The organism is Pirellulales bacterium, assembly GCA_035656635.1.
Classification (GTDB): domain Bacteria; phylum Planctomycetota; class Planctomycetia; order Pirellulales; family JADZDJ01; genus DATJYL01.
Window position 1 is genome coordinate 58942 of the sequence record DASRSD010000158.1, and the last position, 21909, is coordinate 80850.

General features: G+C 57.0%; 21 protein-coding genes and 1 tRNA gene. 10 read left to right on the top strand and 12 right to left on the bottom strand.

Annotated features, from left to right (window positions below; translation table 11 throughout):
- Positions 1 to 263 precede the first annotated feature (263 nt).
- From VFE46_16110 to VFE46_16120, 3 genes are all read right to left on the bottom strand, one after another.
- Positions 264 to 875: a hypothetical protein gene (locus VFE46_16110; GenBank protein ID HZZ29524.1), complete on the bottom strand. Its 612-nt coding sequence runs from the start codon at positions 873 to 875 to the stop codon at positions 264 to 266.
- A gap of 168 nt (positions 876 to 1043) precedes the next feature.
- Complete coding sequence (locus VFE46_16115) at positions 1044 to 1946, bottom strand: DUF4339 domain-containing protein (GenBank protein HZZ29525.1); 903 nt, start codon at positions 1944 to 1946, stop codon at positions 1044 to 1046.
- A 4-nt stretch (positions 1947 to 1950) separates the two neighbouring features.
- Positions 1951 to 2382 carry an ATP-binding protein gene (locus tag VFE46_16120; GenBank protein HZZ29526.1) on the bottom strand — a complete coding sequence of 144 codons (432 nt, stop codon included), beginning with the start codon at positions 2380 to 2382 and terminating at the stop codon, positions 1951 to 1953.
- A 197-nt stretch (positions 2383 to 2579) separates the two neighbouring features.
- Between VFE46_16120 and VFE46_16125 the strand changes: the two genes are divergently transcribed.
- On the top strand, positions 2580 to 3980 hold the full coding sequence (locus VFE46_16125; GenBank protein ID HZZ29527.1) for an MFS transporter: 1401 nt from the start codon (positions 2580 to 2582) through the stop codon (positions 3978 to 3980).
- Positions 3981 to 4036: 56 nt separating this feature from the next.
- Here the strand turns inward: VFE46_16125 and VFE46_16130 are convergent, their stop codons facing one another.
- Positions 4037 to 4390: an STAS domain-containing protein gene (locus VFE46_16130; GenBank protein ID HZZ29528.1), complete on the bottom strand. Its 354-nt coding sequence runs from the start codon at positions 4388 to 4390 to the stop codon at positions 4037 to 4039.
- Positions 4391 to 4798: 408 nt separating this feature from the next.
- On the opposite strand from VFE46_16130, the gene VFE46_16135 reads away from it, so the two are divergent.
- The gene (locus VFE46_16135; GenBank protein HZZ29529.1) at positions 4799 to 5743 is read left to right on the top strand and encodes a hypothetical protein; all 945 of its coding nucleotides are present in this window, start codon (positions 4799 to 4801) and stop codon (positions 5741 to 5743) included.
- 107 nt (positions 5744 to 5850) lie between these two features.
- Here the strand turns inward: VFE46_16135 and VFE46_16140 are convergent, their stop codons facing one another.
- A complete protein-coding gene (locus VFE46_16140) occupies positions 5851 to 6126 on the bottom strand; it encodes a hypothetical protein (protein HZZ29530.1) in 276 nt (91 codons plus the stop codon).
- Positions 6127 to 6510: 384 nt separating this feature from the next.
- On the opposite strand from VFE46_16140, the gene VFE46_16145 reads away from it, so the two are divergent.
- Complete coding sequence (locus VFE46_16145) at positions 6511 to 7788, top strand: SH3 domain-containing protein (GenBank protein HZZ29531.1); 1278 nt, start codon at positions 6511 to 6513, stop codon at positions 7786 to 7788.
- Positions 7789 to 8028: 240 nt separating this feature from the next.
- Here VFE46_16145 and VFE46_16150 read toward each other — a convergent pair.
- Positions 8029 to 8112 (bottom strand) — tRNA-Leu (locus VFE46_16150).
- Between the two features lie 247 nt (positions 8113 to 8359).
- Between VFE46_16150 and VFE46_16155 the strand changes: the two genes are divergently transcribed.
- Entirely contained in the window at positions 8360 to 8983 is a 624-nt protein-coding gene (locus VFE46_16155; protein ID HZZ29532.1) for a DUF4145 domain-containing protein, read from the top strand.
- A 46-nt stretch (positions 8984 to 9029) separates the two neighbouring features.
- Here VFE46_16155 and VFE46_16160 read toward each other — a convergent pair whose 3' ends face one another.
- Both VFE46_16160 and VFE46_16165 read right to left on the bottom strand, forming a co-directional pair.
- Complete coding sequence (locus VFE46_16160) at positions 9030 to 9374, bottom strand: rhodanese-like domain-containing protein (protein HZZ29533.1); 345 nt, start codon at positions 9372 to 9374, stop codon at positions 9030 to 9032.
- Between the two features lie 23 nt (positions 9375 to 9397).
- The gene (locus VFE46_16165) at positions 9398 to 9895 is read right to left on the bottom strand and encodes a hypothetical protein (GenBank protein ID HZZ29534.1); all 498 of its coding nucleotides are present in this window, start codon (positions 9893 to 9895) and stop codon (positions 9398 to 9400) included.
- A 156-nt stretch (positions 9896 to 10051) separates the two neighbouring features.
- On the opposite strand from VFE46_16165, the gene VFE46_16170 reads away from it, so the two are divergent.
- Positions 10052 to 12328 (top strand): penicillin acylase family protein, encoded by a 2277-nt coding sequence (locus VFE46_16170; GenBank protein HZZ29535.1) that lies wholly within the window; start codon positions 10052 to 10054, stop codon positions 12326 to 12328.
- 36 nt (positions 12329 to 12364) lie between these two features.
- Here VFE46_16170 and VFE46_16175 read toward each other — a convergent pair whose 3' ends face one another.
- Entirely contained in the window at positions 12365 to 13240 is an 876-nt protein-coding gene (locus VFE46_16175; protein ID HZZ29536.1) for a serine/threonine-protein kinase, read from the bottom strand.
- 149 nt (positions 13241 to 13389) lie between these two features.
- Entirely contained in the window at positions 13390 to 14403 is a 1014-nt protein-coding gene (locus VFE46_16180) for a GGDEF domain-containing protein (GenBank protein HZZ29537.1), read from the bottom strand.
- Positions 14404 to 14671: 268 nt separating this feature from the next.
- Between VFE46_16180 and VFE46_16185 the strand changes: the two genes are divergently transcribed.
- Positions 14672 to 15751: an NAD-dependent epimerase/dehydratase family protein gene (locus VFE46_16185; GenBank protein HZZ29538.1), complete on the top strand. Its 1080-nt coding sequence runs from the start codon at positions 14672 to 14674 to the stop codon at positions 15749 to 15751.
- Between the two features lie 39 nt (positions 15752 to 15790).
- On the opposite strand, the gene VFE46_16190 is transcribed toward VFE46_16185, so the two are convergent.
- Both VFE46_16190 and VFE46_16195 read right to left on the bottom strand, forming a co-directional pair.
- Entirely contained in the window at positions 15791 to 16708 is a 918-nt protein-coding gene (locus VFE46_16190; GenBank protein ID HZZ29539.1) for an aminotransferase class IV, read from the bottom strand.
- Positions 16709 to 16837: 129 nt separating this feature from the next.
- Entirely contained in the window at positions 16838 to 17866 is a 1029-nt protein-coding gene (locus VFE46_16195; GenBank protein HZZ29540.1) for a hypothetical protein, read from the bottom strand.
- Between the two features lie 251 nt (positions 17867 to 18117).
- Here VFE46_16195 and VFE46_16200 point away from each other — a divergent pair, with 251 nt between their 5' ends.
- The 4 genes from VFE46_16200 to VFE46_16215 all read left to right on the top strand — a co-directional run bounded on the left by VFE46_16200 (position 18118) and on the right by VFE46_16215 (position 21900).
- A complete protein-coding gene (locus tag VFE46_16200) occupies positions 18118 to 18384 on the top strand; it encodes a hypothetical protein (GenBank protein HZZ29541.1) in 267 nt (88 codons plus the stop codon).
- Between the two features lie 59 nt (positions 18385 to 18443).
- Positions 18444 to 18656 carry a hypothetical protein gene (locus VFE46_16205; protein HZZ29542.1) on the top strand — a complete coding sequence of 71 codons (213 nt, stop codon included), beginning with the start codon at positions 18444 to 18446 and terminating at the stop codon, positions 18654 to 18656.
- Between the two features lie 524 nt (positions 18657 to 19180).
- Positions 19181 to 20431 carry a class I SAM-dependent rRNA methyltransferase gene (locus VFE46_16210; GenBank protein ID HZZ29543.1) on the top strand — a complete coding sequence of 417 codons (1251 nt, stop codon included), beginning with the start codon at positions 19181 to 19183 and terminating at the stop codon, positions 20429 to 20431.
- A gap of 8 nt (positions 20432 to 20439) precedes the next feature.
- Positions 20440 to 21900 carry an NADH:flavin oxidoreductase gene (locus VFE46_16215; protein HZZ29544.1) on the top strand — a complete coding sequence of 487 codons (1461 nt, stop codon included), beginning with the start codon at positions 20440 to 20442 and terminating at the stop codon, positions 21898 to 21900.
- The last annotated feature ends 9 nt before the right edge of the window (positions 21901 to 21909 follow it).

The following is a 21909-nucleotide window of genomic DNA, read 5'->3' on the forward strand; positions in this document are numbered from 1 at the left end:
ATACAACAGATTACAAAGCTCTGGAGGTATGGGTCGACTGCGAAAAATGTTCCTTCAACTGTACATCACCTTTATGCCGCGCCTAGTGAGTAGCGAAAAAAAAACAGGATCCCGCAAATTGCGAGATCCTGTCAATTTTACAATCAAACTTTAACGTCTTTATTAGCAATGCATTACAGCGAGTTAAACAGGCTGTAATATCAAACTAAATAGAATTGCGCAGACTCCGTAGTTTGCGCGAAATATTCCGATGATTTCGGTTATTATCTTGCCACCGGTGCCGCCATAGCCGGCCGTTCGGCTTGTGGTTGACCAGTCTGCTGGTTTTCTGAACCGCCACTGGTGCTATCATGCAGCAATTGCTGCTTGCGGAGCATGTCTTCCGGGTCTTCAAAGTTAAGAACCAAAGGGGGCTGATCGGGAAATACTTTGGTCACCATTCCGGCAATTCGCCACCCCTCATCCTCACGCCGCAGCACCCAGATGATATTGTCAGTGCGCGTGTGTCCTTCCGCATCAACCTGGTCTGTCCAGTTGCACCAGACGTGGGCGCCATCCTTATTGGGCGTGACGTACTCGACCTGGCCCACTTTGAATTGAGCTGTCGGACTGCCCGGGGGCGCCACGACCATTTGCATTTCCGTGGTTTTTTGCCGTGCCAAGGGGGTCAGCATGGTGGAAGCCTGCTGATCGTTGCCCGTTCGCACCGCTTCGAGGAAATCAAAAACGGCCCGGTCTGGCGTATCGGCGGCGAAGCCATTCGCGGAACTGCCTGAGGAAACTCTGTTGTTGGCCACGTTAGCTTCCGGTTGGCTTGTTTGGCCGCAACCGACGATAAACAGCAACAAAGTGACCGGCCAAAATTTGCGGTCCATAGTGGCTGCTCCCTTCCCTGGATAATTTAAATTCAAAATTTTCTGATGGTGGATGACCGCGGCCGTTTTCCTAACTAACGGAATTGCGCGCAATCGGGATTAGCGCGGGGCGAAAGTTTCGCAAGAAGCGCCGCACAGGTCAAGAGAAAAACGACTTTGGGCCCTGTCTTAATTGGCCGCCACGGGGAGCCCAGACCTGCTAGCAATGCCTTCAGAATCGGCAACCGCAAACACGCTGTGCCTGGAGAGTCCCGATTGTTTAGCGTCGGGGGGTTCTCGAACAAAAAATACATACAGCAGTAGCGCAAATAGCAGCACCACGAGACCCAACAGGACCAAGCTCAGCGTCGCCCGGATTTCTCGCTTTCCACGGTGACGTTGCCGCAACCACGTTGCCGGGGTAGCGGTGGAAGCCGTGCCGCGGACCGCCTCGGCCAAGGGATCATCCAGCGAAGAAGCAACTGCTGAAACTGGTTGTGGTTGTCCGGCGGTTTGGTTGCTATGCCACTGTGGGAAAACCGAGGCGGCCGATTGCCAATGAGGCCAGCCTTCGCGCCACAGCATGTCATCGGGACTAACGCGTCCTTCGGAAATCCACATGCGTAGTGCGGTTTCATCAACCGGTCCATATTGCTGGCCGGCGGCAGTTTGCACATACCAATCGGAACTGGAGCGGATGCTGGCTACCGGGGGGTGGCTCCCTGCCGGCAACAATAAATCCTCCGCAGCCCCTGACCCGGACAGGGCCGAAAGATCAACTCCCAAATCGTTCGGCTTTGGCGAGGCAGTAATCATCGACCCATTTGGCGACGACAGCGCCGGCGTTTGCCGAGACACCACGGCCGGCTCAGAGGGAATGGTCGTGATTTCTTCCTCTTCGGCATCATCTTCATCATCCGCGACGTCGGTCGCCGAGCTGGCAATCGCTGCCGCCTTGGTACGATCGCGCTTTACGCTCTCCAGGGGAATATCAATCCGCACGCCGCACTTTGGGCATAAGCCTTTCTTGCCCGCCAGAAAGGACTTTACATGCACCTTATGCCCATTGGGGCAATAAAACTTGATGCCCATCGAATCAGCCTTGAATCGTCCGGTGTTTTTCCATTACCACACGGTGTCCACCGTCAATGTATTCCACCCGCGACATATAGTTCCGCATGAGCATGATGCCTCGGCCGCCGGGCCGCTGCAGATTTTCCGACTGAGTGCAATCGGGCACCAGCGTGGGATCAAACCCAGCGCCTTCATCTGTAATTTCCAGCAGTAGCCGGTGCGGACTGAGTTTACACGCCACGTGCACATGTTTACTGCTGTCGGATCCGTTGCCATGGCGGATGGCGTTCACCAGGGCCTCTTCCACGGCCAGATGAATACCGAAGATTTCGTGCTCGCTCCATTGCACTTGCTTTAGAACATGGAGCAACTCGCCCAAGAACGGTTGTCCCGCTCCGCGCAGGCTGGGAAACTTGAGTTCCCTCGTCCAAGTCCAATCTGAATGATTGTTCATGCGCTGCACGCTCTGTTCCGCGGTCTGCTGCCTATTCCCTACCTAAATTATAATGATCTGCAATCCGCCAGCTATGCGGAATGGGGCCATTTTGCGCGGATTTTTGCCTGTCGTTTGCCACGCCATTTGCTCCAACCGCGCGGGTTCAGTATGCTCTAGGCACTGCTCTTGTCACGGCTTCTTGGCGTGCCGATTTCATGCAACCCAGCACCCGTCTGCCAACAAAATCCATCGAATTCTCCTGGTTGCCGCGATACTTTCGGCCTGCGCCTCCAGCGGCGCCAATCACGAACCCTACGGTAGTCCGTGAACAATATGCATACTTTCGGCCGCGCATCCTATTTTGGACGACAATCGGCTATGGAACGTTTTACTTCGTCCGTAAGAACTATTCGTTTTGCATGCCGCTTTTGGAAAAACAGCTGGGCTTGTCGAAAACAAACCTGGGATTGATTCTGACCCTGCACAGCGTTTTGTACGGTGTTTCCAAATTTGCCAACGGAATTGTTGGCGACCGTGCCGATGGGCGCAAGTTAATGGCCTTCGGATTGGCGACGTCGGCGGTGGTAAATGTGTTTTTCGGATTGAGCACGGCACTGCCGGCTTTGATCGTGTTTTGGATGATCAATGGTTGGTTTCAGGGAATGGGTTACCCACCCTGCGCTCGATTGCTGGCCCATTGGTTTTCGCCACAGGAATTGGCGATAAAAATGTCGTTTTGGAACGCCTCGCATTCGCTGGGCGGCGCTGGCATTTTGATTTTGTGCAGTTATTTGGTCTTTTGGACGGGAAGTGGGCCGGACGAACCGGGCGATTGGCGGATTTGTTTTTTTGTTCCCGCCGGAATTGCTTTAGCGGTTGCCGGTGCACTTTGGCTGTGGCTGCGCGATACGCCAGAATCGATCGGCTTGCCCGAGCTACCTGGAACACACGTGGTTGCCAAGTCACCAGAATATGATCAGCCGCCGCAAGAATTTCGGGCATTTCTTTGGGAGCGAGTCTTTTCCGACAAATATATTTGGATTGTGTCCGCCGCAAATTTTTTTGTGTATGTGCTGCGCTATGGAATTTTTGACTGGGGCACCACCATGCTGAAGGAAACAAAAGGCATCGATATTAAAGATGGCGCTCGAATGCTTGCCTTTTTTGAGTTTGCAGGCTTAGGCGGAATGATTCTTACCGGATGGCTAACGGACCGCGTATGTGGTGGCCGTGCGGCGCCGATTTGCGTGGTATGCATGTTGTTGGCGGGCTTGACCATGTTCTTGTTTTGGCAAACACCGCCACATCATATGTGGCTGAGCACGGCTTTATTAATGGCCGCCGGTTTTTTCATCTATGGCCCACAAGCGCTGGCCGCTGTAATCGTCGTTAAGCTGGCGACCAAGCGTGCCGCAGCCACGGCCGTTGGTCTGACCAGCATTTTTGGCTACGCCAGCACCGTGCTTTCCGGTTGGGGAATGGGTGCGCTGGTGCAACATTTGAATTGGAACTGGGCGTTCGGCGAGCTGATTGCATTTGCCGTGATTGGCGCTATTTTGTTTGCCGCTGCGCTGCCGGCGAATGTGGAAAACTATTCGCAGCCGGTTCCCAAGTGAGTATGCGGCCGTCGAGCTACGCCAGAGAGCCGGGCTACGCCAGCGAGAAGTGCCAACTAAAACGCCGCGATGGCGTCGGTTTCGTCATCTTTGATGTCGAACAGCTTGTTGAGCTTCGTGATGGCGAACACTTCGTAAATTTCCGGCCGAATGTTGCTGAGCTTGAGCCTGCCGCCGTTGGCTTTCACTTTTTTGTCCAGCGTAATTAGCTTGCCCAGCGCGGCACTGGAGAGAAATTCCACGTTGAAGAAGTTGAGCAGCAGGTTTTTGCGCTTTTCTATCTCGACCAGCTTAAACAGCTCCACGCCCAGCTCTTGAATGTTGGCTTCGTCCAAGATCTTGCGATCGACGAAGCGGACCACGGTCACTTCGCCTTTCTGCGTAACGTCAATACGTCGATTACCGGCCATGGGGAAACCCTCGAGAAAATCAGGCCGCTCAAAGTGGGCAGACCACCCACCATGCGTAGAAACGTAATCATATTCGCCCGGGTGCCAGTGTCAATGGTTGCTATGTGCGGCTCGTGCGGCAAATGCGCTGGCTAAACCCGCCATTCACGCCACTCACGGGCCTAAGGGCGCGATGCGTCTGAGTAACATCCTGTTTCGTCGAAGCAACATCGTGTCATTGGCAGATGGCCAGCGCGTTGACGCTGCAAGAGTGCAACTATGCTGGCCAACAAAGTTTAGGCGAAATGCCCCGCCAGCGGCCTGTTTTGGGTATCGACTTTGCCTAGGCTATGCAGCACGTTCGCTGCTCCATCAGGAGCGTTTGTTCGTACCCTCCGATTCAAGCTGCAAGCCAAGTGGCCGGGGCCAATGTTTGTGGGCTTTCAACGAATTTGCTCGTATCGATTATGCCGCCTGGCACAGTCTGCTGCTTGGCTGGGTAGCGGCGCTTTTGCGTTCCTGCTTTCCCAGGCTGCTGTAGCGACATTCGCCGGCGAGCCAATTGCCGTAGCGGTTCATAGCGGCAGAATTTTTACCGGCGAAGTGGATTCACGCACCGACGGCTCGCAACTTTGGCTGCGATATTCGGAACCGGGTCTAACACTTTACCGGCCGATTGATTGGGACAACATTGTGCTGGCCCAGCGCGGCGACCGGCAATTATCGGCCGTGGAATTAAAGTCGCAAATCGATGAATTGAAGTCGCCTGACGAAAGTCAAGATTTGGCTGCGGCGACCCCTGCACTCCCCCCTGCCACTACCGAAGAAGTGCCGCATCCGCGGCCTATTCCCTGGCAACCCGACACTCGACTATCGGAATATATTCAAGCGGCGCGGGAAAACAATACGCAGGTTAATTCGGTTTCCATCGACGCCCATCTGGCGCAATGGAGTCGCACGGTGCAATCCAACGGGATCATTTTGCACGTCTTCCCGTTGGATGCCTACGGCCACATGGTGTCTGTCGATGCCACTTTGGATGTGGAATTGATTGCCCAAACGCCGCCAGGCTTGCATGGAGGGCAATCGCTGCCGCGCATTGACCACTGGACCGTACGGATTACGCCCGATCAGTTTGGGCCCTCCGGAGCCGTCGTCAAGCTGCCGTTCCAAAGCGTGCAGCCGGAATTCGATTTGAACTATGGCCCCTACGGGTTAGTTCACGCCACGCTCAACGTTCCGGGAGCGGGCTCATTCGAAACGAGCCAAGCCATGACGCGGATTCGACAGTACAGCGAGGTGCGGGACGAGCAGCAGCAACGGACCGGCTACCGCTACTTCGATGTCGAACGAGTTGACCGCTGGGCGCCGTGAAAATAGTAGGTGTACAGCAGGATGCAAAAAAGCGTGGTCATTTCAGATTCCCTTCTGATATTAAAGTAATTGCCCTTCTTGATTCGCTCTTTGCAAGTTCGGCGTTGCTATCCGCCCGGTTTTTTCATCGCCAGGCTGTGCAAAATGCAAACGGCGCCACTCGAAACCAATGCCCAACCAAGCCATTGTGGTGGCTGAATCACCTTGTGGACGGCCGAACCCGGCAATACCGCCATCATGCCCGATGGAGCCGATGCCATGTGGGTAGCTAAGAACTGGGTGGTTTTTTCGTTCAACGTGGCCGATTCCACCAGCCGAAACTGAATGCCCAAAAGCACCAGCAACACGCCGATCATGAAAAACTGATTGCGATTGAATTCCATTGGCGCTCGGTGACCCTTGATAATCCTGTTTGGAGGATGCGGTCTTTAGCCGTTCATCCCGTGGTATCGAATGGCGGCTGCTAGCGTCTTTATCTACCCGGCAAAGTTGACGCCTGTTGCGAAATTGCCGCTGGCAGCGGCGGTGAGGAATGCACGGTGCGGCAACGATCCGGCGATCTTCTGCTGAAAGTGGAAGCGAGTCTTCCAACCGATCTTGTCGCAACGACCCGTTTTCGCTACAAGCCTTGGCCCGGAGCAGTTTTTTGCTGCCGGAGTCTGTTCCCAGGTGTTGGAAGGTTCCTTGCAGCCATGCGGAACAGTCTGTTGGCGCCCCTTTTCTATTCGCATTCGCGATTTATTAGCCCTACATTCAGGAGAGTTCCGATGCGCTTTTCCAGCGTCATCGCTTTTATGGTTTGCGCCGGCTGGCTGGCGCTGGGTTCCGTCGATAGCGTCTCACGCCAGGCATTCGCAGCGGACCAGCTTCCCTTTACCGCCTACGCCAATTCCAACGACGTGTATGTTCGCAGCGGACCGGGAAAAAACTACTACCCTACCGATAAATTGCCCCAAGGCACGGCCGTGGAGGTTTATCGCCAAGATCCGGGCGGCTGGTACGCCATTCGCCCGCCGCAGGGAAGTTTTAGTTGGGTGCCGGCCGATGCCGTCAAGCCACTGGGCGAGCATCTGGCGGTGGTGGAAAAAGATCACGCCATGTGCTTCGTCGGCACGCGATTTAGCAATGCGCGCGATGTCCATCAGGTGCGATTGGACAAAGGGGAACAAGTAGAAATTCTCGACATCAAACAACTGGGCGACGGGCCCGATGCTCAAACCTGGTGCGAAATTGCGCCTCCTTCGGGCGAATTCCGCTGGGTGTTTAGCAAATTCCTCGATCGTGATCCACCCTCCGGCCTGTCTCATGCAATTGCCGACGACAGCCATGCCGCACGGCAGCATGCGGAGCTAATGGGCGATGTCCCTGCTGCATCACCAACCGAGTGGACAACCAAAGGAAGCGGCGCGGTGGCCACTTCGGCATCAGCGGCGGCCGGCGGCATAGCCAAGCACGAATCCGATTGGCGGGCCACCAAGGGCGCAACTGACGACAAATCGGCGCCGGCGGTTGATCCCTTTCAGGCGGAACTAAACGCGATTGATTTGCAGGTTTCGCAAATCGTGGTTGATGACCCGGCAACGTGGGAATTCACGGCGTTGCGTCGCCGCACTGAAGCGCTTCTGCCCAGTGCAGATACCGCCTTGGAGCGCGGCCGCGTGCGATTGGTGCTTAACCGCATTGCCCGGTTTGAAGACGTGAAGCACCGTCAGGATTTGCTCGGCGATCCCGGAAGTGCCACGGCCAGTGCGCTGGCCAGCCATCGGCCATCGGTCTTGCCAACAGACGATCCGGATCGGTTCGACAGCGTCGGGAAACTCACTCCAGTAATTTCACAGCGACCAAATGCCCCGGCTTACGCGCTGGTCGATCCGTCGAACCAAGTGGTTTCGTTCATTTCGCCGGCCCCAGGAGTCAATTTGCAGCCCTACGTCGGCAAGGAAGTGGGCATCAGCGGCCAGCGCGGCTTCATGCCGGAACTACAAAAACCGCACGTAACGGCCATGCACGTGAACATTCTCGACGACGGTCCAATTCTGCGGTGAACGAATAGGCCGTCGTGACCAACGGCGGCTCGAACGTTTCTGGCGAACGTGTAGCGACAATCGCCGAATGCTCACAGCATCCGGACCGGACGGCGTGGCCGTCCGGCTGTTCTTAACGCGCCACATTGAACTGTGGATCGCTATAGTGCGGTTGAGAGGATTTGAACCAGCAACCGAGCACATCCGACAGGCGTCGGAGGAGCGCAGGGCGGTAGCTAGAGCCAACTGTGCGACAACCAGTGCGGTTGAGAGGATTTGAACCTCCACGACCTTGCGGCCACAAGCTCCTGAGGCTTGCGCGTCTGCCAGTTCCGCCACAACCGCTGATTCTGTTTGGCGAGCGTTCAATCTAGGGCTAAATGTAGCGGCCTTCAAGGCCGGCGAATTCCTGTAACATCGGTCCAGGCAGGCGATTTCCCGCCGTTTATGCCGGATATGCGGCCCGTGCAAGTCTCCCTGCATCTGGGCAGCATGCCAATCTAAGGTAAGCGTGCGCAAACAGAAGTTATAATTCTCAGTCACCAACTACGAATTGCGCTTTCGTCATAACTTGCATTTTCGGTCGCCGGCCATGGCTTACCTTGCACCCCATGTTTTCGAAAGCAAATTCACTTGCCCTCATTGTGATACGGTAGCGAAGCAAAATTGGCAGGCGCGAACCGAAGATTTCTCGCAATTTGAATCGCCCGAGCATAATGCGATTCGCGTCGCCACCTGCGAGCAGTGCAATCACTATTCACTATGGCATGCGGACGTAATGGTTTACCCCAATCATGGCGCCGCGCCCCCCTCCAATCCCGACATGCCCTTGGAGGTGAAGCAATACTATGCCGAAGCGGCGACCATCGCTCTGAAATCGCCGCGCTCGGCAGCGGCGCTGTTGCGGCTGGCTATTCAACTATTGTGTGCAGAACTCGGCGAAGACGGGCAGAACCTGGAATTCAGCGTTATGTCCTTGGTGCGTCGCGGCTTGCCTATCACAATTCAGCAAGCCCTGGATGTAATGCACGTGATCGGCCCCGACGCAGTTCGGCCAGGGTTCATTGACACGGACGGCGAGCACGTTGTTTTTCGACTGTTTGATTTATTGAATTTGATGGTCGAATACATGGTGACGCTGCCCAATCGCGTCGACACGCTCAACAATCGGCTGGCGTGCGAAACGTTGGAACTAATTCAGCAGCGCGGCACGTAAGCAGCCAGCTTCGGCAAACATCCGCCGCATTTCTCGCCAGCTCTAGTTAGTAGCGCGGCACGCCCGGATCAATTTCTTGCGACCACTGGTCGATGCCACCGGCCAGGCTTTGGACTTGTAAGAAGCCTTGGCCGCGCAGCCAGCGTGCCACGCGCATGCTGCGGCCGCCATGATGGCAATACACCACCACTTGCCGCTGCCGATGCGGCTCAAGTTCGTGCAGGCGCTCGGAAATTTCGCTCATCGGCATGAACTGCGACGGGGTAATTTTGGCCGTGGCATATTCGTCCGCCTCGCGGCAATCGAGCAGCAAAAAATCTTCGCCGGCGTTCATTTTTTGCTGCACGCTGCGGCAATCGATTTCCAGCGGCAGGCTTGGTTCACTGTTCATGGTGTCGTATCGTTGTAGATCTATTATGGGTTGCGCTGTAACCAATCGGCCAGGCCTCGTTCTCCGCGGCGCATGACGTAATTGTGGTTCGCAGCGAATAGCCACTTCAAGAGCGGCGACAAGCGATTCAGCCAACGCCCCTGCGTGGCCACGTTCCAATGCAGCGTCACTTCCGTTCCGGCGGTTTTCCCGGCGGCGGAGCCCGGCGGCGTGTTGGGCGTAATTTCTTTCAACACAAACTGCCCGTCCCCGACCAAATCGCCTTCCGCATTATATGCCAAATCGTGCGGCGGCTCGGAGCGCGTAATGGTCGTCGTGTAATGCAACGAATAGGGAAGAAAGCCCCGCACCGCTCGCTTGCCGCAGGCTCCCACGCCACGCGGATTCTCAGGCGTAAGGCACTGATAATACGACACGTTGGGCCACCACAGCGGGTAGTCTTCCGCTGCATTCAAGGCTTTCCACACCTGGCCGATCGGCTCGGAAAATCGCCAAATGGTTACAAAGCGATATGCAGCCATAATCGGTTATTCCAGGAAGGCGGAAATTGCAGTCCGCATAATTGCGCTGCCTGGCAAAGTGGTGAAGGTAGTTCCCAGCAGACGACGAGGTTACGATTGACGGAACATTTCGGCAAGACGAATGTGCGCGATCCACCGCTACCCTAATCATCCCCGATGCAACCGCTGCCGTTGAAACATGCCCGTCGCCGCTTGCAAGCGTTTCGGGATGACAATGGAGTCCCGCACATTACCGCCGGCTCCTGGCGGGCCGCGCTATATGGACTCGGCTACATGCACGGGCTCGATCGGCCCACGCAAATGCTATTTGCCCGAGCATTGGCCAGCGGCCATTCCGCCGAGCTCATTGCCGATAAGCCGGAGCTATTGGAAACCGACCGGTTTTTTCGCCGCGTCGGTTTGCACTTGCTGCTGGAAGACGAAGTGCGGCGGTTAGACGACCGCTCCTTCGGCGACATCACCGCCTATTGCGAAGGGGTGAACGACGGCCTGCACGAATCGGGCCGATCGCTGCCAATGTGGGCCACGGGGTTTCATCCACAACCGTGGAATCAGCAGGCGGTGCTGTTGATCGGCAACTTATTGAGCTACGGCGGATTAGCCGTCGGCCAGCAACAAAACGAGCGGCTGCTCGTGGAGCTAATTCAAACCGGCATTGACGACACCCGCTTGCGCGAACTTTTTTATCCGCAACTGGAACGGGTGAATTTAGAACTGCTGCGGCGCGTGCGAATTTCCAGCCAGCTTTCCGACGAAGCCATCGAGCTCATCACCGATCTGCCGCGGCTGGCCGGCAGCAATGCCTGGGCGGTTTCGCCGGCGCGAAGCGCAACGGGGCAGGCCCTGCTGGCCTCCGATCCGCACTTGGAAATCAATCGGCTGCCGGCCATTTGGTACGAGGCCGTGCTGCGCTGGAACGACGAATACGTGCTCGGCGCCACATTGCCGGGTTGTCCCTTATTCGGCGTCGGCCGCACCGAAAAGTTAGCCTGGGGCGTCACGTACATGAAGGGAGACGCCATCGATTTTTTCATTGAAGATTGCCGCCCCGGAGGCGCTACCGGTTGGCAATATCGCCGGGGCCAGCAGTGGTGCGATTTTCAATTGCGCAACGAAATCATTCAGCGCAAATCGGGGTCCCCGGAAACATTTCGCGTGCTGTTTAATCCCCAGGGCATTTTGGAAAGTGATCCCAGCGGCGCAGGGGCCGGCTATTACTTGTCGTTCAGCTGGATCGGCAGCTCCGCGGGGGCATCGCGCTCGATTGCCACCTGGCTAGATATTATCGGTTGCCGCTCGGTCGCCGACGCCATGGAAGTGGCCCGAGAGTGCCCCCAACCCACGTTGTGCTGGGTGCTGGCAGACAAGCTCGGGCACATCGGCCTGCAAGGCGGCGGCTGGTTACCCAAGCGAAATCCCGCCAATAGTGGTTTGCTGCCGGTGCCGGCGTGGGACGAAGCCAATCACTGGCGGGGCCGATTGGAAAGTTACTACTTGCCGCACATTTATGATCCGCCCGAGGGATTCATCGCCACCGCCAACGAAAATCTTAACGCGCCAGGCGATCCGCCGCTGGTCAGCATGCCCGTGCCAGATTATCGCAAAAGGCGCCTTGTCGAGCGGCTGAGGGAATTGCCCCAGGCAACTTTGGCCGACATGCAAAAGCTGCAATACGATGTTACTAGCGTGCAAGCCCGAGAGCTGCTGGCGGTTTTTTTGCCGCACTTGCCCGAGGGCAAGCTCAAACAGCGGTTAGCCGCCTGGAACTGCAGCTACGATCCGGCGAGCTTGGGAGCAACTTTATTTGCCAAGCTATATCGCAATGTGCTGTTGGTGATTTTTGGCGAGGCGCCGCATCGAGAAGGAGGAGGCCTCGGCTGGCGGCGAATGTTGTATTTATCGTCCCGATTCGGTTATTCCACGATGGTGCTCACGTGCATCGACCGCTTACTGAAAGAAGAAAACTCCCGGTGGTGGACTGATCGCAGCAAAGGGGAAATGATTCGCCAGGCCGCCGAAAGACTGGCCAACGAGCCCGATGAGCCCTGGGGCGAATTCAATTCCTTCCACTTCGTCAACCGCTTTATTGGCGATCGGCGAATGGGGCGCTATCTCGGCTTTCACACCAAGCAAATGCCGATGCCCGGCTGCCATGCCACGCCCTTCCAAGGTCACTTGCTGACCACCGCCAAGCGCGAAACTACCTTCGCCCCGTCGTATCACTTTGTGACCAACCTGGGCTCCGACGAGGCGTGGACCAATCTTCCCGGCGGGCCCAGCGAAAGCCGATTTTCTCCTTTTTACAAAAACGACATCGTCCGCTGGCAAACCGGTACGTACAAGCGTTTGGCGGCGGCAGACACGGCCCTAGGTGCAGAGGACAAGGAGCAGAAGCGAGAAAGCGAGCAGGACAAAACCGAGGGAGCAGCCTAACAGCGACGCAATTCGCAAAATTCTACGCCGAGCTGATCAGCCCCCATCTTCCGATTTCACTTTGGCAATCGCCGCTAAAAACTGCTCCATGCTCGGGCAGCGTTCCTCCGGGTTGGCCGTTAGGCACCACATAATTGTCTTGGCCAGCGTTTTGTTGATTTTTGGCAGCCGCTGGGTAATTTCGATCGGCGGCGCTAAATCGTGCTCCAGCGCCGCGCGGCCATCGATGCCACGCGTCCACGGCAGATCAAACGTCATGACTTCGTAAGCCGTAACGCCAAAGGCGAACACATCGACACGCTGATCGGTTTTTCTCCGCCGCACAATTTCCGGCGACATGTAATTGGGCGTGCCCGTACGATTGCCCGGCTGCATAAATTCCGCCCTGGCAGGGAGCGTCAGGCCAAAATCGATGAGCGTGACCCGATCGAATTGCGGCGAAACCATGAAGTTTCGCGGGCAAACGTCGCGATGGATGAAGCCCGCTTTGTGCACGGCGGCAATCGCTTCCGCCATTTTGCGGATAATGTCCAATCGCCGCCCGTCCAATTGCACGCTGCGGCTAATCAACAGCGAGTTCAATCCCACCCCTTCCAGAAACTCCAGCACAATGAATTGCTTATTGTCGTAGCTTGTGCCGTGCGCGATGGTCTTGACAATATTGGGATGACTAAGCGCCAGCCCAATTTCTGCCTCGCTGGGTTTATTGCACCCTTTGAAACGGCTTTCGACAATTTTTGACTTTTCCGAATCGAGAATTTTCAAGCCGACTATTTGTCCGGTTTGCCGATCGCGGACCTTGAAAAAGCTGGACATCGTGCCGGAAACCGTCTCGCGCAGCATTTCGTACTTGCTGTCGATGTCGACCTTGCTGGACAGCATCGACAGGAAATGATCGAACAATTTGGCCATACGTAGCAGTTCCTGCTGCCGATGATGCCGACCGGCCGCCAGATGTCGGCCAACACCGCGGAGTATGCCGACTCAAAGGAGGTTCTGTTCCGTCACGTTCGCTGCCCTTCAATTTACTGTAAAGACAGCGGGCTGATCAGGCAAGCGGATCAACGAGGCTTCGGCGAATTTCGCGGCGGCGAAAGCTCACAGCGATCCGGCAATGGCCCTTCGGCCAAATAGGCGCCGCCCCCTCGCGCTTTGGCATTGTACATGGCGGCGTCGGCCCGCGAAATTAGTTCTTCGGCCGTCAGCACTCCGTCTGCAGCCGTGGCAATTCCGATGCTTGCGCCGATGGTTATCGCCCCGGCGCCCGTTCCGTCGAGGGCAAAGGGCAAATGCAAATGTTCCAAAATCCGCTCGGCCACATTGATGGCGTCTGCCGGCTGATCGAGATCGTCCAGCAAAATAATGAACTCGTCGCCATCGCGCCGGGCGACCATGTCTTGCGGCCTCACCGCTTCCACTAAACGATGTGCCGCATTCACCAACAACTTATCGCCCAGCACATGGCCGTATTGATCGTTGACGCTTTTGAAGCGATCCAAATCGACAAATAGCACGGCAAAGCAGTGGTGCATTCGGCCGGCTCGTTCGATGATTCGCTCCAAGCGGCGCTGGAACAATCGTCGGTTGGGAAGCCGTGTCAACGGATCATGAAAGGCATCGTCAAATGCATCCCGGCGCGGCATTCCGCCATCGGCGGCGCCGCCAATCGGCCGTAAGCCCAGCACCGTTAGTTTCCGTTCGTCCGTCAACACAGCCGAGTGGTTTTCCGGAGTTACTGCGCTGAGTTCGCGCTCCGCATCGGCCAGGGGATAAAGATGCAGCATCACTTCCCGCAATTCGTCCGTGCCGGGGTCAATGGCTCGGCTCAGAACAAAGCCGCTGATGGAATCGACCAGCGACGAAAGCTGAAGCTCGGGCAGCAAATCGGCAAGCATCCAGGAGCCAATCCCCTGGTGCGAGGGCAGCCATGTATCAGCAGCGGCGTTCAACGCCCGCAATTCTTCTGTGGAAGAATCAACAAGAAACAACGCTTCCGGCAGGGCGTCCAATACCGCCTGACGCAGGCCGGCAATCGACCGACTTCGGCCGTCGGAAGTCAAAACAAGTGGATTCATCAATGTTGCCGCCTCAGAGAACGTGAAACGTGGCGCTCACGTGTCCTGGCCTTGTCATGTCAGCTTAGTCGTCGATTGCATGGCTGGCAAGTTACGGCCCAACTTGAACGCCGTGCGAGCTAGCAAAACATGCAGATTCCGAATATCGTTATAAGTATGCGTGATTTAGGCGGTTACGAAGCCGCATCGACCTCGCTTGCCAGCGTTGGATTTTCGATTCGTGTTATTTGTAGTTAGAAATTTATAAGGGCAACCTTTCCAGCAAATCATGAGTGTTGCCCTCATTACCGGTTCCGCAGGGCTGATTGGCTCGCAAGCCAGCCGCTATTTTGCCGAGCTGGGCCTGGATGTCGTGGGCATCGACAACGACATGCGCCGGCATTTCTTCGGCGACAATGCATCAACCCGCTGGCAGCGCCAAGCGCTGGAACAAGAACTGGGCCCGCGCTACCGACACGTGGATGCGGATATTCGTGACGCAGATGCCATCCGGGCCGTTTTTCAACATCACGGTTCACAAATCGCGCTGGTGATTCACACGGCGGCTCAGCCGGCGCACGATTGGGCAGCCGGCGATCCAACGACCGATTTCAGCGTCAATGCGGTCGGCACGTTGCAGCTTTTGGAAGCCACGCGCTTGGCGGCGCCGGAAGCGGTGTTTATTTTCACCTCCACCAACAAAGTGTATGGCGATGCCCCCAACCGCTTGCCGCTCGTGGAACTTCAGACGCGCTGGGAAATTGATCCCGCGCATCCCTGGAGCAGTGGCATTCCCGAGGAAATGTCAATCGATCAAACACTGCACAGCCTGTTCGGCGCGTCCAAAGTGGCCGCCGACGTGTTGGTGCAAGAGTACGGCCGCTATTTTGGACTGAAAACGGTCTGCTTCCGCGGCGGTTGCATTACGGGACCTAACCACAGCGGCGCACAATTGCATGGCTTTTTGGCATACTTGGTGAAATGCGCCGCCACCAACACGCCCTACACCGTCTTCGGTTATCGTGGAAAGCAGGTCCGCGACAACATTCACAGCAGCGATTTAATTTCCGCCTTTGCACATTTTTTTCGTCAGCCGCGCCGCGGCGAAGTGTACAACATGGGCGGCAGCCGCTTCAGCAATTGCTCCATGCTGGAAGCGATTAAGTTGTGCGAAGACCTGACGCACAGGAAACTGCATTCCACGTATTCCGATGCCAACCGGATGGGCGATCACCAGTGGTGGATCAGCAGCGTGGCCAAGTTTCAACAGCACTATCCCGATTGGAAACTGACGTATGACGTGCCGCGAATTATTCGGGAAATTTACGAGGCCAACGCCGACCGCTGGAATCCTGATGGCAATCATTGAGCGCAGTGCGGAAAACCCGCAACCGGCGGCGCACAATGGTTAGGACCTTTTAGAAAATTTCCGGGCTTGTGCGGCAATATCTAGCTCGGCCATTTCATTCCACGCCGCAAGCAGCTGTTGAAACACCTTTCCAGGCTGGCCGTTGCCAATTGCCTGGCCGTTTAAGCGCGTGACCGGAAGCAAGCAATTCGGCGTGCTGCTGACGAATGCCTCATCGGCGCGGGCAAATTCATCCGGCTTCAAATCTTTGTTGGCAAATGGAATTCCCAATCGACCGGCCAACTCGGTCACCACTTGCAAGCTGATTCCAGGCAGAACTTGTTCCAGCGGCGGCGAAACTAAGCCCCGATTGGCATAGTAAGCCACGACGTTGGCCGTCGACGTTTCGGAAATCAGGCCGCCCGCGTTCAACAGCAAAGCCCGCGATCCTGGCTCGGCCTCCGCCGCTTCCTGATCGGCCAAAAAATAGTGCATGCGGCTGCGGCACTTCAAGGCCGCCGGCCAACATTCCGGCGGAACTTGTTGGATGGGGGTTGTGCGCAGCGCCACGCCTTGCTGATACCGATCGGCCCACAGATGAAACGGCAATCGATAGGTATGCAACCCGACAGTCGGTCCACCGGCAACTCCCTCCGCCATGGATGTGTAAGGACCCGGCGTAATGAAAATGCACAGGCCCAAGTCGTCGGCCGGATCGATCAGCCTGCGGTTATCGGCCACGAGCCGGGCGGCAATGTCGGCCAGCTCGGGCAACGATTCGCGCGGTTCAATGCCGGCGGTTTGCAGCGAAGTGTGCAAGCGGTTCAAATGCTCGGGCAGCCGAAACAACTCGCCCCGAAAAGTTCGCAATTGCTCGGTGACCGTGGCGCCTAGCACGAACCCGGTGTCATATACCGGAAGCACCGCCTGCGAAGCGGGAAGCAATTGACCGTTCAAATAAGCAACCGGCTCAGGCATGGCGACGCAAAATGGCGGAAAGCAACTCGATCTTGCGGCGAAAATCAACGCATCATTTTCCAAGATGACAGACGGAGCCAATCGCCGTCAAGCCACAGGAAAATTCTGCACGTTTGGGTTCGGCCTTCGTTAATCGGCCAATCCAACATACGGCCGCATCATCGCCACGATGCCGGGGTTATAAAAATAGTTTCCCCAATAATGCCGTTTCCCCACGGCGCAGCACATATTGTATTCGCTCAACTTGCTGGCGTTTTCACCCAACGGACCCACCGCGCCGGTGTAGCCCAGAGCTTGGGGCTTATTGCAGGGATCAATCACGTCGTAACGTTTTAAGGCCATGTCGCAACCATTGTTCAGCGACAACATTCGCTCCACCGCCGGCAGGGCCTCGCCGTGGGCGTGACCAATGGCCAGCCAATCATTGTTCACGGCCGGCGCCACCAACACAGCCTGCATGGGCGCCAATCGTTTCGTGGGCGGCAGTGCCCAACCGCATAATGTGCCCCCGCCCAGCAGATGCAACGCCCCGGTTACAATGCGGGCGCCGAAGCTGTAGCCAATAATATCGACCTGAAGGCGCGAATCCATTTGGCTCACCAGCCAGCCCAAGTAATAGCCGTCGACATTCGTGCGGGCGGCTTTCACTCGGGCGTCTTCTTTCAAGCCATGAATGGGAGCGGAGGGCCAGGAAAAAATGACGAACCGGATGGGCCTATCGCCGGAAACACCGGCCGTTAATTGCTGATAGATTTCCATGGCATCTTCGCGCGCTTCGTCGGCATATTTCCGATTGCCATGCACCCAAAACACCGTGGGCAGCGCGGCATTGTTGGCGGCTAGAAAAGCGGCCTGCGAAGAGCGGTTCCACTCGTGCGCGTTCAAATCGCACTGCCACACTTCCAATTGCGGCGGACTGGCTTCGTGATCGGGACAGCCCAGGCCGCGTGTGCTGACCAGCCACACCTCGTCGTGCGTGCGCGGCAAGCAAACCGCAGGCTCAGGAGGGCATGCAGCCGACGAAGTGCCGCAGTGCGCATCGTCGGCGGTTGCTGGCCGCAACGCGGCGGCTATCAGCGCCACGTACACCGTAGCGCAAGCCGCGAGCACTTTCAGCCCAGGTGCCGGCCGCGGCCACGAAACGAATGACCTTTGCATAATCGGCAAATCCGCCAGAATCCGTTTTTGCGGTGAAGATGTTGCGCGCGGACCTTCCGCGGTGCGTCACAACACGTCATATAGGGGAAAATTATCACCTTTTCCGCCCACAAGTGTTGAGAAAAAAAATCCCGTTGCGAAAAAAAATCGTGCGTGTTGCGTTTGCACATCACAGGGCGTGGTGTAGAGTTGCTCGACCCAAACCGAATCGCCTCCCCTCCCGATTTCGTTTTGCACTGGAGAGTTGAGCCATGAGAAGGCTTTTAATTGTGACGACCCTGGCGGCTTTGACGAGCGTATCGCTTGGCTGCTGTGGCATGGGAAATCCTTGCGGCGGCATGTTTGGCCGACGCGGCGAATGCTCGCCTTGCGGGGAGCCCGTTGAAGCCGCTCCCTGCGGCTGCAACCACTGCGATGCCTGCAGCGGCGGAGTAATGGGCACTCCCATGATGACCGCTCCGGCCACCACAGTGACGCCAGGTCCGGCTTACACCACCGGCTATTTGCCGCAGAAGTAAGCTCACCGTTTGCGGAACCTGATGGGCGTGTTTGACCGGCGACAGATCCTGCGCGGGCAATGGGCGATGGAATCATCGCTCTGCCATTGCCGTTGAGTCAGGTTGTTGCAGTGCTCGATGTTCCGCTCGCGAATTACAAATCAAAAAATTTGCCGCTGCGCGCGCCGTGCCATCCTGAACACGAATGCACGCAGCGGCGAATCCCGCTTGAGGCGCCGGCAAAAGTCGGCGCCCAGGTGAGGAACTTCGTTTCCATTGCACAGGGCGAATGATGCACGGTTTTGCTTCCCGTTCGCGCTCTTCACGGCGCGGTCGATTGTTTGTGCGCACCGTCGTAAAATCGGCGGAAACAAATCGCACAACTTCACCCGCTTTACCTCTGCGAAAAACCGATTTATGCGAACTCACTCGCCCCGCGCTGCCAGCCGGCACGAAATCCGCCCGGTAAAGCCGCTGCCAGTTCCACCGCCTGCGCCGTCCCCGCATCCGGAACTGAATCTGCCGCTGATCTTCCAGCCGTCGCTCAATTAAATTTGCCACGAGTTACTGGCCGCCGATCGTGCCCCGCGCTGCGTAGGCTCTATCTCTTCGATTGCCGGTCGGTTATGCTCAATACTGCGCTGGTTGCAGGCCGCTGCGGGGTGGCAGAGTGGGTGCCCGGGGTCGAGGCCGCCGAGCCACCGGAATCCAACCGGTTGGGGGGCTCACTTCGTTCGACCCCAGCCACCCGACCGCTGCAGCACCGCGCGAGATTTTCATAAGATGCGGCCCAGCCGCTCCGCCATTGAGTATCGAAATGTCGCATGCCGCAGAAACTGTCGATTCCATTTCACTGGCGCGCGAAGCCGCCGCCGGACTGGGCGTGGCCCAAGTAATTCTCAGGCCGCGCAAAGCGCAGCCTTTTTTCGGCCGGCATCCGTGGGTTTTGGATACCGCGATTGATCGAATTGAAGGCACAGTTTCCAACGGCGACATCGTCGATCTCATTTCCGACAAAGGGAAGTTTATTGCCCGCGGATTTTATAACGGCCACAGCCGCCTTCGTGTGCGGCTTTACACGTGGGATGCTGGCACTCTGCTGGACGAAGCACTTTTTCGCCGCCGCCTGGAAACGGCCATCGCCCTGCGAAAGCGTTTGGGCTACGACAACCCTGCCGGCGCCGCACGGCTGGTGTATAGCGAAGCCGACGGACTCAGTGGGCTAATTGTCGACCGCTATGGCGAATATTTATCGGTGCAGGCCACGTCGCTGGCCGTTTGGCAGCGGTTGGACAAAATTGTGCCGCTGCTTATCGATTTAGTTCATCCGCGCGGAGTGGTGTTGCGCCAGGAGCGCGGCGCCGTACAGATGGAAGGCATGCCGCACGAGGAAGGACGCGGCTGGGGCGATTTGCCCACGGGCCCTGTCTTCATCGAAGAACATGACCTGCGCTACGGTGTTAATTTGCGCGAAGGGCACAAAACCGGATTGTATTTGGATCAACGTGAGAATCGCCGAGCGGTGGCCAACTACGTGCAAGGCCGGCGAATGCTCGATATGTTTTGCTACAGCGGCGGCTTCGCGCTCAATGCCGTAAAACACGGCGGGGCCAGCGAAGTGTTATGCGTCGATAGCAGTGAAAAAGCGTTAGCGCTCGCCCGAGCCAATGCGGAGTTGAACGGGGTCGCTAATCTTCATTTCCAACCCGGAGACGGCTTCGAGACGCTGCAAGAATTGTCGCTGCAAAAAGAACGCTTCGGCATCGTGGTGCTCGATCCGCCTAAGTTTGCCCGCAACCGAGCGGCAGTGAACGATGCCTTAATGGCCTACCACCGCATCAACCGGTTGGCCGTGAACTTGCTGGAGCCAGGCGGAATTTTGGTTACGTGCAGTTGCTCCGGTCACGTGCTGCGCGAAGATTTTCTGCACATGCTCTCGGGCGTGGCTCAGCGCAGCAATCGAGAAATTCAAGTGTTGGAGCAGCGCGGCGCGGCCCCCGATCATCCCATTAGCACCACTTGCTTGGAGAGCGAGTATTTGAAGTGCTTTGTCTGCCGCGTGGGATGAGGGAAGGCATGGCCACTTATCCCAAGGTCGCCCAACTCAAAAATCCCGCGGCGCTAACTGCGCGCCTGGCGGAGTTGGGTTTGGAATTGCCCCTCGACGAGCGCATTCTCACCGCGGCCGAAAACTCCCCCATGGCCCAGCCACTTATGATCGGCGGCATGCGGATCGGCAACCGTTGGTGCATTCATCCCATGGAAGGCTGGGATGCCAATCCGGATGGCTCGCCCTCTCCGCACACGCTGCGCCGGTGGCGAAATTTCGGCTTGAGCGGGGCGAAGTGGATTTGGGGGGGCGAAGCGGCGGCCGTGCAGCCCGATGGCCGCGCGAATCCCCATCAAACCTTGGCCACTTCTTCAAACCGCAACGGTTTGGCCGCGCTGTTGAGCGCATGCCGCACGGCCCATCGAGAAGCGTTCGGAAATGACGACGATTTGTTCGTCGGCCTGCAACTCACCCACTCGGGCCGGTTTTCTCGTCCGCACGACAAGCGATTGGAGCCGCGAATTGCGTATCATCATCCGCTATTAGATGCGAAGTTTGGCATCGACCCGCAAGATCCATCCATCGTTTGGACCGACGATGATTTGGAGCGTTTGATCGTTTCGTACGTTACGGCGGCCGGCTTGGCCGCAGGAGTTGGCTTTCAGTTCGTCGACATCAAGGCCTGCCACGGTTATTTGATGCACGAATTTTTGAGTGCCCGTTCACGGCCTGGGCGATTTGGCGGCGATTTAACGGGCCGCTCCCGGCTGCTGTTTTCGGTTGTCGAGCGCATTCGCAGCCAGTTTCCACAATTGATGGTGGTCGTGCGGCTGAGCGCTTTCGACACGCTGCCCTACAAAACCGGCCGCGAAATTGGCCAGCCGCTAGATTATCGTCACTTATTGCCATACGAATATGGTTTTGGCGTGGATCCAAACGATCCGTTGAAATTCGACATGCGCGAGCCCATCGAGCTTCTTCGTCGCTTGCACACGGCAGGCGTGGCGGCGGTGAATTTGTCGTGCGGCAGTCCGTATTACAATCCGCACATTCAGCGCCCGGCAATTTTTCCACCCAGCGATGGTTACTTGCCGCCGGAAGATCCTCTGGTGGGCGTCGTGCGGCTAATTCAAGCGGCCCGGCAATGCAAATTGGCGGTGCCGGAAATGCCGATGGTGGGCTCCGGCTATTCCTATCTGCAAGATTACGTGCCGCATGTGGCGCAAGCCGTGGTGCGGGCCGGCTGGATCGATGCCGTGGGCTTGGGCCGGATGGTGTTGGCTTATCCCGGCTTGCCGGCCGATTCGCTCGCCACCGGGAAACTGGCCCGCAAATTAATTTGCCGCACCTTCAGCGATTGCACCACCGCCCCGCGCAACGGCATGATTTCCGGCTGCTTCCCGCTCGATCCATATTACAAAGCGCTACCGGAAGCGGAGGAACTGCGCGACATCAAAGCAACAATTGAGGCCGAGGAAAAAGCATAACGTGCCGCG